The sequence below is a fragment of the Lysinibacillus mangiferihumi genome, from assembly GCF_003049665.1.
Lineage (GTDB): Bacteria > Bacillota > Bacilli > Bacillales_A > Planococcaceae > Lysinibacillus > Lysinibacillus mangiferihumi.
This window is the reverse complement of sequence record NZ_PYWM01000026.1, coordinates 54,766-68,259: the sequence shown is the minus strand read 5'-3', so window position 1 is coordinate 68,259 and position 13,494 is coordinate 54,766. Positions and strand designations below refer to the sequence as shown.

At 38.6% G+C, this 13,494-nt stretch carries 12 protein-coding genes and 1 rRNA gene; 11 read left to right on the top strand and 2 right to left on the bottom strand.

The genetic code is table 11. The features are described 5' to 3' along the window. The first annotated feature begins 9 nt into the window (after positions 1–9). Positions 10–125: ribosomal RNA gene (gene rrf / locus C9J37_RS20755) — 5S ribosomal RNA — on the top strand. A gap of 81 nt (positions 126–206) precedes the next feature. Here the strand turns inward: rrf and C9J37_RS20750 are convergent. After that, on the bottom strand, positions 207–878 hold the full coding sequence (locus C9J37_RS20750; protein WP_107896908.1) for a LytTR family DNA-binding domain-containing protein: 672 nt from the start codon (positions 876–878) through the stop codon (positions 207–209). A gap of 214 nt (positions 879–1,092) precedes the next feature. On the opposite strand from C9J37_RS20750, the gene aceA reads away from it, so the two are divergent. The 8 genes from aceA (at position 1,093) to C9J37_RS20710 (ending at position 9,879) form a co-directional block, all read left to right on the top strand. Continuing rightward, positions 1,093–2,376, top strand: a complete 1,284-nt coding sequence (gene aceA / locus C9J37_RS20745; RefSeq protein WP_107896907.1) for an isocitrate lyase — start codon at positions 1,093–1,095, stop codon at positions 2,374–2,376. 99 nt (positions 2,377–2,475) lie between these two features. Continuing rightward, positions 2,476–4,074: a malate synthase A gene (aceB, locus tag C9J37_RS20740; RefSeq protein ID WP_107896906.1), complete on the top strand. Its 1,599-nt coding sequence runs from the start codon at positions 2,476–2,478 to the stop codon at positions 4,072–4,074. Positions 4,075–4,345: 271 nt separating this feature from the next. Further along, positions 4,346–5,518 carry a pyridoxal-phosphate-dependent aminotransferase family protein gene (locus C9J37_RS20735; RefSeq protein ID WP_107896905.1) on the top strand — a complete coding sequence of 391 codons (1,173 nt, stop codon included), beginning with the start codon at positions 4,346–4,348 and terminating at the stop codon, positions 5,516–5,518. Positions 5,519–5,794: 276 nt separating this feature from the next. After that, positions 5,795–6,190, top strand: a complete 396-nt coding sequence (locus C9J37_RS20730; protein ID WP_024360811.1) for a GntR family transcriptional regulator — start codon at positions 5,795–5,797, stop codon at positions 6,188–6,190. A 1-nt stretch (position 6,191) separates the two neighbouring features. Continuing rightward, positions 6,192–7,289, top strand: a complete 1,098-nt coding sequence (locus C9J37_RS20725; RefSeq protein WP_107896904.1) for a DUF1648 domain-containing protein — start codon at positions 6,192–6,194, stop codon at positions 7,287–7,289. 71 nt (positions 7,290–7,360) lie between these two features. After that, on the top strand, positions 7,361–8,035 hold the full coding sequence (locus C9J37_RS20720; RefSeq protein ID WP_107896903.1) for a response regulator transcription factor: 675 nt from the start codon (positions 7,361–7,363) through the stop codon (positions 8,033–8,035). After that, a complete protein-coding gene (locus C9J37_RS20715; RefSeq protein ID WP_107896902.1) occupies positions 8,032–9,402 on the top strand; it encodes a HAMP domain-containing sensor histidine kinase in 1,371 nt (456 codons plus the stop codon). The genes C9J37_RS20720 and C9J37_RS20715 overlap by 4 nt, the downstream gene beginning before the upstream one ends. Before the next feature lie 72 nt (positions 9,403–9,474). Further along, a complete protein-coding gene (locus C9J37_RS20710) occupies positions 9,475–9,879 on the top strand; it encodes a hypothetical protein (RefSeq protein WP_024360807.1) in 405 nt (134 codons plus the stop codon). Positions 9,880–10,027: 148 nt separating this feature from the next. Here C9J37_RS20710 and C9J37_RS20705 read toward each other — a convergent pair whose 3' ends face one another. Beyond that, positions 10,028–11,965, bottom strand: a complete 1,938-nt coding sequence (locus C9J37_RS20705) for an SEL1-like repeat protein (protein WP_235617191.1) — start codon at positions 11,963–11,965, stop codon at positions 10,028–10,030. A gap of 162 nt (positions 11,966–12,127) precedes the next feature. Here C9J37_RS20705 and C9J37_RS20700 point away from each other — a divergent pair, with 162 nt between their 5' ends. Then, a complete protein-coding gene (locus tag C9J37_RS20700) occupies positions 12,128–12,826 on the top strand; it encodes a glycosyltransferase family 2 protein (RefSeq protein ID WP_107896911.1) in 699 nt (232 codons plus the stop codon). A 101-nt stretch (positions 12,827–12,927) separates the two neighbouring features. After that, positions 12,928–13,188: a metal-sensitive transcriptional regulator gene (locus tag C9J37_RS20695; protein ID WP_024360805.1), complete on the top strand. Its 261-nt coding sequence runs from the start codon at positions 12,928–12,930 to the stop codon at positions 13,186–13,188. Positions 13,189–13,494 lie beyond the last annotated feature (306 nt).

The following is a 13,494-nucleotide window of genomic DNA, read 5'->3' as shown; positions in this document are numbered from 1 at the left end:
CGAATAGAGTCTAGTGATGATGGCAAAGAGGTCACACCCGTTCCCATACCGAACACGGAAGTTAAGCTCTTTAGCGCCGATGGTAGTTGGGGGCTTCCCCCTGTGAGAGTAGGACGTCGCTAGGCAAATAAAAACCTGAGAATTTATTCTCAGGTTTTTTTGTGTCAATACTTGAACAGCTGCCTTCTGCAGCTGTTTTTATTTTGTTAAAATTCCAGCGCATTACGTAGGTTATTAAGATAGGATTGGCTGACAGGTAATTCTGTACCATCTTTTAAAGTAACAATGAAATTCGAAGTAAGATCACGCGCCATTTTTTTTATGAAATGAATATTCACTATATAGGATCTATGAATGCGTATAAAAAACGGAGGTAAACGCATTTGTAATTCTTTAAGTGTAATACTTGTTTTAAATTGTTCCTTTTCTACATAAAACCAAGTTTTTTTCTGAAGGCTCTCAATATAAGAAATTTTATCGATTACTACAGGGGCCCATTCTTCTTCCTGTTTCCCTGTTAAAAATTGATAAGGCTCCAATTTCTGTGCAGTAAAAGTTGAAGGTAAAACAACTACTAATGCTGCTGGCGTATCCTGAATGTGTACTGGGTAGCCAATACCATAATAGGGTGTACCAAATAGAGTATTATCTAATATTGCGTCTGTACGTTTATTTGTGCGCAATACTTGCTCTGCAATACTGCCTGGTTCAACTTGCCGTCCTACTTCTAAATGAATACCATGATATCCAGAGTTAAAGTAAATATAGGAGTTCTCTACAGCAATGGCGATGGACGAGTTGGGTGGAATCCAGTCTTGTAACATCGTAATAAATTGTTGTGCAATACTTTTTTGTACAGCATTGATTTCATTTTTCATTGTGAATAGCCCCCTTGTTTGTAAACAGTTTACCAAATTTTGTCGCTTAAAAAAGCGGTTTCATCATCAAAATTTGGTCTTTTATCAAAAAATAGTGAAAATTCAGATGTACTGTTATATATTAATTTACAACAAATAAACCTGTTATGGAACAGAAATTAAAAAGTTTTTTAACAGAGTATATTTTACACAAAGGGGAAGGTGGAATTTCAATATGTCAACACGTCAAGAAAAAATTCAAGCTTTAGAAAAACAATGGGCAGAAAACCCACGTTGGGCTGGTATTGAACGCGCTTATACGGCTGAAGAGGTAGTTAAATTACAAGGTTCTGTTGTAATTGAACAAACTTTAGCAACTAAAGGCGCTAAACGACTTTGGAAATCATTACACGAAGAACCGTTTATTAATGCATTAGGTGCATTAACTGGTAATCAAGCGGTTCAACAAGTAAAAGCAGGATTAAAAGCAATTTACTTATCTGGCTGGCAAGTAGCTGCTGATGCTAACCTTTCAGGTCAAATGTATCCTGACCAATCTTTATACCCAGCTAACTCTGTACCAGCTGTAGTAAAACGTATCAACCAAGCGCTACAACGCGCTGATCAAATCGACCATACTGAAGGTCGTGTAGACGATTTCGATTGGTTTGCACCAATCGTAGCTGATGCTGAAGCTGGCTTCGGTGGTCCTTTAAACGTATTCGAACTTGTTAAAGGAATGATCGAAGCAGGAGCTGCCGGTGTGCATTTAGAAGACCAATTAGCTTCTGAGAAAAAATGTGGACACTTAGGTGGTAAAGTATTACTTCCTACACAAAACGCAGTTCGTAACTTAATTGCTGCTCGTCTTGCAACAGATGTAATGGGCGTAGATACAATCTTAATCGCACGTACAGATGCTGATGCTGCAGATATGGTAACTTCTGATATTGACCCACGTGATGCTGAATTTATTACTGGCGAACGTACACCAGAAGGCTTCTTCCGTACAACACCAGGTATTAAACAAGCGATTGCTCGTGGTTTAGCTTACGCACCATATGCAGATTTAATCTGGTGTGAAACGTCTAAGCCGTCACTTGAAGAAGCTCGTGAATTCGCAGCGGCGATTCATGCTGAATTCCCTGGTAAAATGCTTGCTTACAACTGTTCACCTTCATTTAACTGGAAAGCAAACCTTTCAGAAGAAGAAATTGCAGAATATCAACGTGAGTTAGGTAAATTGGGTTACAAATTCCAATTCGTAACATTAGCTGGCTTCCATGCATTAAACCACTCTATGTTTGAGTTAGCTCATGACTATAAAGATAACGGCATGGCTGCATACTCTAAACTTCAACAAGCTGAGTTTGCTTCTGAATCTAAAGGCTATACAGCTACTCGTCACCAACGCGAAGTAGGTACAGGTTACTTCGATGATGTGTCACAAGTTATTTCTGGTGGTACTTCTTCAACAACAGCTATGGCTGGTTCTACAGAAACAGAACAATTCGTTTAATTCGATTACGTTAATTCCTAAATTCATAATCATAGATAAGTTTCCCTCGCACCTCCTAAGCGGGGGAAACTTAAATCACGAGAGGTGGGGGAACTACTAATGGAACAGGCAACTACAGGTAAGCTTAAAATTGTTGGACAACAAAACGAGCAAACAAAAGAAGTTTTAACACCGGAGGCCCTTGAGTTTGTTCTTGCCCTGCATGAAAAATTTGATGCTCGTCGTAAAGAGCTTTTAGAGGCTCGTCAAGAACGTCAGAAGCGTCTAGATGCTGGTGAGAAACTCGACTTCCTACCAGAAACGAAGCATATTCGTGAGGGAGATTGGACGATTGCGCCACTGCCTGCGGATTTACAAGATCGACGCGTAGAAATTACTGGACCAGTAGACCGCAAAATGGTTATTAACGCATTAAATTCTGGTGCGAAAATGTTCATGGCTTGCTTTGAGGATGCTTCAGCTCCGACTTGGGAAAACATGATTTCTGGTCAAATTAATATGCGTGATGCCATTAATAAGACGATTGAATTTACTCAAGCGTCAAACGGTAAAACGTATAAATTAAATAAAGAAACAGCGGTATTACTAGTACGTCCACGTGGTCTTCATTTACTTGAAAAACATGTGTTGGTAGATGGTGAGCCTGTTTCAGGTAGTTTCTTCGATTTTGGTCTTTATTTATTCCACAATGCTAAAAATGCATTGGCAAAAGGCACGGGTCCATACTTCTATCTACCGAAGTTAGAAAGTCATTTAGAGGCTCGTTTGTGGAATGATGTCTTTATCTTTGCACAAGATTATATTGGTATTCCACAAGGTACAATTAGAGCAACAGTTTTAATTGAAACAATATTAGCTGCATTTGAAATGGATGAAATTTTATACGAGCTTCGCGATCATTCAGCAGGTCTAAATTGTGGCCGTTGGGATTATATTTTCAGCTACATTAAACGCTTGCGCAATCAACCTGATGTGATCTTACCTGATCGCGGTCAAGTAACAATGACAGTTCCATTCATGAAGGCTTACACGTCTTTATGTATCCAAACATGTCATAAGCGCAACGCACCTGCTATGGGTGGTATGGCTGCACAAATACCTGTTAAAGGCGATGATGAGGCGAATGCAGTAGCATTTGCAAAGGTTGCGGAAGATAAACGTCGTGAAGCAACGGATGGTCATGATGGAACTTGGGTAGCACACCCTGGTATGGTGGCAACAGCTATGGAGCAGTTTGATGCGATTATGAAAACACCAAACCAAATCCATAAAAAACGCGAAGATGTAAATGTAAAGGCTGAAGATTTAGTAGCTGTTCCAGAAGGGACAATTACCCTTGAAGGTCTTCGTATTAACTGTAGCGTAGGAGTTCAGTACATTGCTTCTTGGTTACGAGGCAACGGAGCTGCACCAATTAACAACTTGATGGAAGATGCTGCAACTGCAGAAATCTCCCGTACACAAGTATGGCAATGGATTCGTCATCCAAAGGGTATTTTAGATGATGGACGTGGTATTACATTAGCATTTGTGCTGGAAATATTGGAAGAAGAGCTTGTGAAAATTAAAGAGGCTGTTGGGGAACAAGCCTATAACAGTGGTCGCTATGCTGAAGCTGCTGAACTGTTTAAATCTTTAATTGAGCAAGATGAATTCGTGGAATTCTTGACACTTCCAGGCTATGAAAAATTAAGTTAATTGATAGAAATCTACTAACGAACATATCTAACTTTCCTTAAACACTGTGGGCTGAACTCGAATGCAGCTCACTAATTCCAACTAATGTAACGAACGGAGTCTGTTCCTCCGTTTCTTACAAAAAATGAGCACTGTTTAATAAAGGGGTCTACTTATATTAATCGTAAGTATTGAGATTTAAAAATGGGGTGCAAGATGTCTTACAAGCTTTGATGGGGGGCTTGTAAGGCATTTTTCTATACTTAGAAAATCATTTAGAGGGGGAAAAGAGATGAGTACTAATAAAGAAATACTATTAATTCCTGGTCCTACACCAGTAGTTGAGGAAATATATGATGCTTTGGCAAGCGAAACACGTGGACATACAGATCCACGCTTTGTTGCAATTTATAAAAATGCATTAGCACAAACAAAAAAACTATTCCAAACGGATGGCGAAGTGTTTGTACTAGCAGGTTCTGGAACGCTAGCAATGGAAATGGCGATTGTTAATACAGTGGGTAAGGGGGAAAAAATACTCGTTATTAGTCACGGATATTTTGGTGATCGTTTTACGCCTTTAGCAACTGCTTATGGTATTCAGGTAGACGTGTTACAGGCAGAATGGGGAAAACAAGTTGAACCAGCAACAGTAAAGGCAAAATTAGCTGAAACTAATTATAAGGCCGTCACTATTACACATGCAGATACATCTACAGGCGTCGCTTCGGATCTCGATGCATTGGTACCTATTATTAAAAGTGCGGGGGCATTAATTATTTTAGATGGTGTTGTCGCAACAGCAGCGCTAGATGAAAATATGAATAAAACATATGGTCATCCTGACTATAAATTAGATGTTGTACTAACTGGTTCACAAAAAGCAATCGGGATACCACCAGGTTTAGCCATTATCGCCTTTAATCAATCGGCCTTAAAGGCTCGTGAAGCACTAGGAACGATACCCGCATACTACAGTGATATAGAAAATTGGATTCCGGTTATGAATGATCCAGGGAAATATTTTGCAACACCACCTGTAAATTTAATTTATGCTTATGATGTCGCTATGAAGATGGTTTTAGATGAAGGTATTGCTAAGCGTGAGGCACGTCATCTAGCGTACGGTCGCGCTGTGCGTTTAGCATTATCTACGTATGGCATGAAAGCACTAGCTGACGAGACAGTAGCAGCTCCAACTTTAAGTTGTATGCTCTATCCGGAGGGCGTAGAGGATGCCAAGTTCCGTGCGAAGCTTGCTGAAAAAGGTGTAATTGTTGCTGGGGCTTTGGCTCATTTAGCAGGTAAAGCATTCCGTATTGGGCATATGGGCAATACAACACCCGCAATGCTTGAACAAGCCGTGAGACGAATTGGTGAATCACTTAATGAATTAGGACATGCAGTAGTAGTAGAAGAAGCAGTTGCACGTTTAAAAGAACAATTAGCAGTAGGAACGAATTAATATTAGAAGAGATGTCTCAAAAGTGCATGAGACATCTTTTTTTGTTATTTAACCTAAGAATCGCTTGCAAATAAGGTTCAGAGTAGAAAATCGGCAAGCATGTTTGGGATGATAGTAATAAAGTTTCTATCTGTACAAAGATAATGAGAAGCAAAGTGTACTTGTAAGAAAGTTTATTGCAAAACAATTTAAGCCCTTACAGAATAGCTCCTTTTTCTATGCATAAAATGTGATATTTGTTATACTTATTATATAACAAATATGGAGTTGATCTAGATGTTTATTCAAATAGAGCCATTATCGAATGTACCTATCTATGAACAGGTTACACGGCAGATTATAGAGGGTATTGCGAGAGGGGACATGGGACCGGGGGATACATTGCCGTCGGTACGAAGTTTAGCAGCCGATTTAGGTGTCAATATGCATACGGTTAATAAGAGTTACCATGAACTTGAGGCGAAAGGCATTATAACGATTCGTGCTAAATCAGGAGCAATTATTCGTTCAACGGAGGAGCGTGCATTAACGCCTGAACAGTTGCAGCAGATTGAAAAAAATTTAAAGCCTGTTGTGGCAGAAGGAATGGTGCTCGGTGCAACAGTAGATCAAATTGAGCACATGATGAAAAAGGTATTCGCTGACTTGCAACTGCCGGCAGAAGGGGTGTAGCATGCTACTAGGTATTTTTACAATAATGTATGTGATGACATTAGCTATGCAAGTTTTTGTCCCTTACATTGTACGTGAGACTATTGTATTTGGCGTTACTGTACCTGAACAAAATATAAAGCATTCTGCATTAGCTCTTGCGAAAAAACGATATGCGCAAACAGTAGGGCTTTTTGGCGTGCTTATTTTAATACTTATGCTAATGCTTAACTGGTCGCTTGCACCTTCTGAAAGTGCACAAGGCATTCTTTTACTAAGCTGTTTATTTGGCATGCTGGCGATTAGTATGATGTTATACTGGTTAAACCATCAGAAAGTGATGAAGTTGAAAATACGCGAGCAATGGGGCATGAATATAAAACAGGTGCGAGCAGTTGATTTAACAGCGCGTAGTCGTGATGAAATGCTTCCATGGCCCTTCTATGTGGTGCCTATAGGCGTTACGGTTTTTCTTATTATTTTTACATTATTACATTATAGTCAAATACCAAATGCTGTAGCGGTGCATTGGGGACCAAGTGGAGCGGCGGATGCTTGGCGAGAAAAAACCTATTTTATTGCGATTTCATTACCACTAGTTATGTTGATGATGCAATGTATGATGTGGGGCACTGCAGATTCACTCAAGCGTTCTGCTATTCGAATGTCTATTAATCGTCAGCAGGAGTCATTAGAAAATGAATTAAAAACACGAAAGTTTATGAGCTGGAATATAGCATTGATTAGCTATAGTTTAACCGCATTATTGACCATACTGCAGCTAAGTAATATTTATCCTTCAATGGCTGAAGGCAATAAACTATTACCATTCTTCATTGCCTTTCTATTTTTAATTTTAGGTTCAGTGCTAGTGTATGCATGGAAAAAGCGCCAGTTACGGTTGAAATATGAAGATAATGTGATGTCAGAGGTAATGGATATTGATGAGGATCGTTACTGGAAAGGCGGTCTTATTTATATGAATCGTCAGGACCCATCTGTTTTTGTAGAAAAACGTTTTGGTGTAGGCTGGACAATGAATTTTGCAAATCCAAGAGGCTATATTGTCATTGTTTTACCACTACTGATATTGCTGCTGATTTCTATAATTTCTTTTTAGTGCCAGTCACCCAAACAATTCTGATAATTTAGGATAGAAGGCGCTAGTATATTGAACGGAGGCAAGAGGGAATGAAAATTTTAGTTGTCGATGATGATGTGCATATTTTGCAGTTAGTGAATATTTATTTAACTCGCGAAGGCTATCAAGTCGTGCAGGCAGAGAATGGGGAACAAGCTTTGCAATTGCTGGATGGAAATATGCCCGATTTGGCAGTAGTGGATGTCATGATGCCCGGAATGGATGGTTTTACGCTAACAGAAATTTTAAGTAAGGATTATGATATCCCTGTGCTGTTATTAACGGCTAAGGGAGAGCTTGAAGATAAGGAGCGAGGCTTTTTAGCAGGTTCGGATGACTATGTCGTTAAGCCGTTCGAGCCAAGGGAATTACTGTTTCGTATTGCGGCTATTTTGCGTAGGCTTGATAAAAAAAATCAAGTAACGATACAGGTCGGCAAGCTGGAAATTGATCGCCGTAGCTTTGAGGTTACGATTGGTGGTGACACGCTACTTTTACCTTTAAAAGAGTTTGAGCTGTTAGCGCTACTTGCCTCTCGTCCAAATCAAGTATTTACACGTAGCATTATTATGGAGCAAGTATGGGGTTACGACTATGAAGGTGATGAACAAACATTAAATACACATGTGAAGCGGATACGCGAGCGATTGCATCGTTACAATACAGATGTCGAAATTACAACGGTGCGTGGCGTCGGTTATAAGCTTGAGGTAAGTGCACCATGAAGACGTTATATAGTAAATTTGTTATCACAACCATGCTTATTATGATTGGCAGTTTATGTATTGGATTTTTAATGACGAATACATATTATCACCAAGTGACTAAAGAAAAAAATGATGCAAAAAACGTTGCGATTGCACAAGATATTGCCGACTATATTGAATCAGCGAAAGAAATGGATTTAGATAATTATTTAACAACGCTTGGCGATATCGGCTATCAAATATATGTTACAACTGGAGAGGAACATCGCTTTTTTGGTGGCGAATACCGAGATAAGAAATTGCCCACTGATATTATCCAGCAAGTATTAGATGGGGAAGTCTATCATGGGATGCGAGATTTTCCAAAAGAGACTTTTATGACGGGCTTTTTTGCGAATGAGCTTATTAATACTATCGGTGTACCCTTTACGTATCATAACGAACAATATGCATTGTTTATTCGACCAGATATTCGATTCTTGTTCTCAGAGGCTCATACGTTATTAGGTGGTCTTATTCTTGGGATGGCGGTGATGAGCTTACTTGCCATGTTGTTATTTGCCAAGGCACTTATTCGACCGATTACAAAGTTAACCGAAGCAACTCATCAACTTGCCCATGAAAAGTTTGATACGTTGCTTGAAATTGACCGAGCAGATGAAATTGGACAACTGGCAGATAGTTTTAATGTCATGACAGAAAAACTACAGGAAAATGACAGAATGCGAAAACAGTTTATAAGTAATGTATCCCATGACTTTCAATCGCCGTTATTGAATATTCAAGGGTATGTGGATTTATTGAAAAATCCTACGCTTGCAGAACCTGAACGGCAAGAATACGCAACGATTATAGAGCTAGAAACAAAGCGACTATCGACATTGACAAAGCAACTATTGTTGCTGACATCACTCGATCAATCTACCAGAATGCTAAAGCGAGAACCGTATCCGTTAGATGAGCAATTGAAGGAAACGGTGCGAAAATATCGATGGCAGTTAGAGGAAGCGAATGTGCAATTATCGTATCAGATTGAGCCAGTTATATATAATGGCGATGCGAGTCTATTGCAAAATGTCTGGGATAATTTATTAACAAACGCCATTAAATATAATGTTAATGGTGGAGACATTCATATCCAACTTCAGGAACAAACGACTTTTCTAGAGGTATTAGTAAAGGATAGCGGCATTGGTATGACTACAGAACAATTGCAAAAGGTATATGACCGTTTTTATAGAGCTGACGAGTCTAGAACGAAACAGGGGACAGGTCTCGGTCTTGCAATTGTTAAACAAATTGTTGAATTGCACGGTGGTCAAGTGCAAATGGAAAGTGCTATGAACGAAGGGACAAGTGTTTGTATACACCTACCAAAATTGTAATATGGAGTTCATGTAAAGTTCATATTCAAACGATACACTTCTACGTAAGTTAAAACTTGGAGGAGTTATCGTATGGAGCAAAAATGGAGTATACGTCTTATTCGACTCGCTGCGATTTTCGCATTGGTGGGTACGTATTTAGGTTCGCATATGTCAGGGTCAGGAAGTTATGAGTTTCGACCAATTCACGCACACGTTTTACTTGTTGGTTGGTTAAGTATGTTTGCATGGGGGATTTTCTACCGTGCCTTTAAAGTAAAATCACAAAAGTTAGTGACATTACATGGCTGGACGGCAATTATTGGCGTCTTCGGCTTAACACTTGGAATGTGGTTCTACAATATTAATCCATTCAACTTTAATCATACATTGACTTTAGTTTTCTTTATTGTCGGTGGTACAACTTTATTAATTAGTTTTGCACTATTTATCGTTGTAACATTTATGATTAATCAAAAAGAAGAAATGAAAAACTAATATAAAAACCGCGTCAATAACTAACGCGGTCAGTATGTAGGCAAATTCAATAAAATTTGAGTTTGCCTACATTTTTAATTTTACGGATTTCTTCTTAGAGGTGCTCCTTTTTTACAAGTACGACTCGCACTAGTTCACCTAAGGACACTTATGTTAAATGTTCTAGAGATTTTTTTAGCCAGCGTGTTGCCTCATTATAATCTTGAGCAACGCCTTGTCCTTTTTTATAAAGCATACCAAGCTGAAATTGCGCTTTTTGATGTCCCTTATTGGCAGCAAGTCGATAAAGTTGTGCTGCTTTGGCAAAATCTTTAGGCACACCTTGTCCATGACTATGCATTTGGGCTAACTGGAATTGAGCTTTAGCATGTCCTTTACTCGCCGCTTGTTCAATCCATTTTGCAGCCTCTGTAAAATCTTGCTTCACACCTTTCCCCTTATCAAATAAATTACCAAGTTGATATTGCGCACCTGAATGCCCTTGAAGAGCGGCAAGCCTATAGCAACGTCGAGCTTCATCTAAGTCTTGGGGAACCCCTAAACCTTGTTCATATAATAACCCTAGCTGATATTCCGCCTGAATATGAGATTGGTCAGTTGCAGCTCTCCACCATTTCACTGCTTCAGTATAATTCAATGTAACACCTGTGCCTTTTGCATATAACAGCCCCAGCTCGAATTGAGCATCAGCATAGCCTTTGTCAGCGGCAATTTTAAAATATGGTAATGCTTTTTCGGGCTGTTGAAGTTGATAGACATAAAGAAGCCCCAGCTCGTAGCCAGCACTAATATGACCACTGTCAGCGGCAAGATGTAACCAACTTTCTGCTCGTGTGTTATCCTTCTCCTTTTGGTAGAGGATACCGAGGCAATATTGCGCATTGGTATGTCCTTTATGGGCTGCAAGTTTAAACCATTTCATTGCTTCAACATGATCCTGCTGTATACCTAATCCTGAATTGTATAGCATCGCTAATTGAAATTCGGCATTGGTATGGTCTTGAAGAGCGGCTAAATGGAACCATCTTGCGGCTTCCTCCATATTTTGTGAGATACCACGACCTTTAAGATACATATAACCAAGGTTATATTGCGCACTTGCATCTCCAGCAAGTGCTGCCATTTCAAAATAGGCTATCGCTTCCTCAAAGCTTTGTTGCACACCAGTTCCATTATGATAAAGAAAACCGAGATTATTTTGTGCACTAGTGTTCCCTTGATTGGCAGCTGAAATATACCATTTTGCAGCCTCTGTAAAATTAACAGGAAGCCCAAGCCCTTGATTATAAAGTACACCTAGATTGTACTGTGCGTCGGCGTTTCCTAAATCCGCGGCTGATTTATAATATTTTGCAGCTTCTTCATAATTTTGTGCAACACCTTGTCCTAAATGGTAAAGCACCCCTAAACTATAAAGTGCGTTCGCATCATGTTGTGCGGCTGCTTTCTCATACCATGTTTTTGCAGCAATATAATCTTTTTGGACACCACGACCATGATTATAAAGGAAGCCTAAATTGTATTGTGCACTTGCATTGCCTTTTTTAGCAGCTAATTCAAACCAACTAGCCGCATGTTCATAGTCCTTCGCAGAGTAGTGATCCAGCGTCTTCGTATCGATTGGCGGCAAAATATCTTCAAATTTAGCGCCTTTTCGCGAGGACATGGACATTTTAAGTTTCCGATCATAACGATGAATAAACCATTCAACGATATCACTAACATAATCGAGGACAATTTTGGCTGCTTTTGCTTCAACAATGTCATTATTGCTAGTACTTGTCATTTTTAGGACAAGCTCCATTAATAAATAAATGCGACGTGGATGTATTTTTGCTATAAACGTACGATTATTTAATAGTGTTCGCATATTTTTTATTTTAGGTTTGGCGTGCATTTCCAGCTCGTAAAAGTCATAAACAATCTCCTCGACAACGAGGCGTGACTTATGTAAGGAAATGGAAGGTTGGGATATAGCATGAGTGCTAGCTTCTTCTAGGCTTTCTGCTAAATGCGTAAACGATAATATGTGTAACTTTTTACATTGTTCATGTAGGATTTCATATTGTATAACGATTGTACTCACCTCTTCTTAACCAATTCACGGTAGCAGCCTTTTTTCATATATCGGGAAAATATTAAAGTTATTGATGTTTTGACAATGAATTCATCAGTTGAATTGTCGACATTCCATGTTACTATTTGATATAAGAGTTTGTTTATAGTTATTGGGGGGATTGTTTAATTGATGAAAAACATTGCAGCAATTATTCCAACATATAATCCGCAACAATCATTTGTAACATTTGTACATCAATTATTAGCTACCTCCATTTCCCAAGTTATTATTGTGAATGACGGTAGCGATCAAAAATATACAAGTATTTTTGAAGAGTTAAAGAAAATAGATAGCTGCAAGGTTCTTCAGCATGAACACAATATTGGAAAGGGAGGCGCATTAAAAACTGCATTCTCCTATGTATGGTCTAAACGTGTGAAGTTTCATGGTGTATTAACAGTAGGTGCACATGGGCAACATACGTTACAAGATATCAAACTAGTATTGAACATGACAAAAGTTTTTTCAGAAGGTATTGTGCTAGGTATACGAAATTTTCATTCTTCGGATAGTACATTTTTTTCCTATTGGGGAAATCGAGCGACTAGTTTGTTGTTTGAATTACTATTCCATAAAAAACTGATGGATACACAAACAGGTTTGCGTTACATAGCAATCAATGAATTACCATGGCTTATTAAAGTGCAAGGTGATCGTTTTGACTACGATACAAATATGCTTGTCGTCGCTCTAAGAAGGAAATGTCCCATTTTCGAAGTAGAAATTGGTCAGCTACGCATAAAAAAGAATTCAATACTTCAATACGATGAACTAACAAATGCAGGTACTGTCATGACTAAAATGCTTATAAAATATTTAAAACCTTAGCAAGAATGATGTGGCAGGTTTATTTCTTATATTTTGTGCTAGGATAAGAATAATAATTACTCAACTGGACGTCGCGAGTATAAAAAGAAGGGGTAATGAATGTGGAATATTCAGATCAAGTAAAAAATCGTGTAAAGCGCATGGAAGGTCAGCTACGCGGTATTTTAAAAATGATGGAAGAAGAAAAGGATTGTAAGGCTGTTATTACGCAATTATCAGCAGTGCGTTCAGCAGTAGATCGTACAGTAGGTGTCATTGTGAGTACGAATCTGTTGGAATGTGTCCAAAATGCGGAAGGTGACGGCGAGAAAATGAATGAATTGATTCAAGAAGCGGTTAATTTAGTTGTTAAAAGCCGTTGATTGTTAAGGCTAATATAAAAAGCATAAAATTAAAATGGATTATTGTTAAATCGACAAGCTCTGCTTCTTCACTTTTCATTGGACAACGGTAAGCCTCCTGAAGGCTCGATGAATTCGTTTTTCAATAAAAGTCGATGTAGCGGGGCTTGTGTCGTCTTACATGTAGTAGTCTAGAAGAAGTGAAATTAAGGATTTTGCAAAAAATTACTTTAATTTAGTAGATTTATAGTAAAGGTAGGTGTAAAAACCTAATTATTGGAATGAATTATTGTAGAAAAAAGTCGTATGTAGTGAACTTGTATGATA